The organism is Streptosporangium nanhuense (genome assembly GCF_059358815.1).
On record NZ_JCADBG010000089.1, the window covers coordinates 1 to 1690 of the forward strand.

The following is a 1690-nucleotide window of genomic DNA, read 5'->3' on the forward strand; positions in this document are numbered from 1 at the left end:
ACCTGGGTGAGGCGCTGGCCGGTGATGAACTGGGCGGTGTCGATGATGTGCGCGCCGATGTCGCCCAGCGCGCCGGAGCCGGCCAGGTCCTTCTGCAGCCGCCACACCAGCGGGAAGTCCGGATCGACGATCCAGTCCTGCAGGTACTGCGCCCGCACGTGCCGGATCGCGCCCAGACGGCCCTCGGCCACCCAGCGGGCGGCCTGCGCCACGGCCGGCACCCGGCGGTAGTTGAACGCCACCATCGCGTACACCCCGCGCTCGGCCGCCGCCCGCGCCGCCGCCGCCATCGCCTCGGCCTCGGCGACGGTGTTGGCCAGAGGCTTCTCGCACAACACGTGCTTGCCGGCCTCCAGCGCGGCGATCGCGATCTCGGCGTGGGAGTCACCCGGCGTGCAGATGTCGACGATCTGCACGTCATCGCGGGCGATCAGCTTGCGCCAGTCGGTCTCATAGGCCGCCCAGCCCATCCGCTCGGCCGCCGCCGCCGTCCCCTCGGCCGAACGGCCGCAGACGGCGGCCATCACCGGCCGGGCCGGCAGGTCGAAGAACGCCGACACACTGCGCCAGGCCTGAGAGTGCACCCGGCCCATGAAGGCGTACCCGACCATGCCGATCCCGAGCGATGGCTTGTGCCCTTCGACCATCAGGACTCGAATCCCAACGGCAGGTACTCGGCCACGTTCTCCTTGGTGATGGTCTCGGAGGCCAGGGTGATCGACTGGGGCACCTGGTTCTCCAGCAGGTCGCTCATGCCCTTGCCCTGCGCGATCAGGCGAGCCAGCTTGATCGCCGAGGAGGCCATGGTGGGGCTGTAGGTCACGGTCGCCTCCAGCACCCCCGAGCCGGCCTGGATGTCGCGCATCGCGTTCGCCGAGCCGGCGCCGCCGACCATGAAGAACTCGCTGCGCCCGGCCTCCTTGATCGCGGCCAGCACGCCGATGCCCTGGTCGTCGTCGTGGTTCCAGATCGCGTCGATCTTCTTGTGCGCCTGCATCAGGTTCGCCGCCACCTTGGTGCCCGACTCCACGGTGAACTGCGCGTCCTGCTTGGCCGTCACGCTGAAGCCGTAGGTCTTCAGCGCGTCCTCGAAGCCCTTGCTGCGGTCCTGGGTCAGCGGCAGGGTCGCGATGCCCTGGATCTCCAAAATAACCGGGCTGGCCACGCCCTTGTCCTTGAGCTTCTTGCCGATGTAGTGCCCGGCCGCCACGCCCATGCCGTAGTTGTCGCCGCCGATCCAGGTGCGGTAGGACAGCTTGTCGGGGAAGACCCGGTCCAGGTTGATCACCGGGATACCGGCATCGGAGGCCTGGCGGGCGATCTGGTTGAGCTGCTGGCCGTCGTTGGGCAGGATCACCAGCGCGCTGACCTTGGCCGCGATCAGCGACTCGACCGCGGAGATCTGCGCGTTGATGTCGTTGGTCGGCTCGACCGGCTTGAACTCGATGTCGGAGTACTCCTTGGCCGCGGCCTCGGCGTTCTTGGCGATCGCGGCGATCCAGCCGTGGTCGGCCGCGGGCGCCGAGAAACCGATGACGACCTTCTCACCGGGGGCGTCGTTGCCGCCGGTCGCGGCCGGAGCCGGGGCCGGCGCGGAGGCCGCGGCCGGGGCCGGGGCCTCGTTGCCCGTGCACGCCGTCACCAGCGCGCCCGCGCCGATAACCGCACCGCCGAGCAGGAAACCCCTGCG

Annotated in this window: 2 protein-coding genes; both read right to left on the reverse strand. The window is 70.1% G+C overall.

The features are described from left to right. Window positions 1-647 (reverse strand): Gfo/Idh/MocA family protein (locus tag AC5L38_RS44085; RefSeq protein WP_495248797.1); only part of this gene is annotated, 647 nt, incomplete at its 3' end. Further along, on the reverse strand, window positions 647-1690 hold a 1044-nt coding region (locus AC5L38_RS44090), incomplete at its 5' end, for a substrate-binding domain-containing protein (protein WP_495248798.1). The genes AC5L38_RS44090 and AC5L38_RS44085, both read right to left, overlap by 1 nt.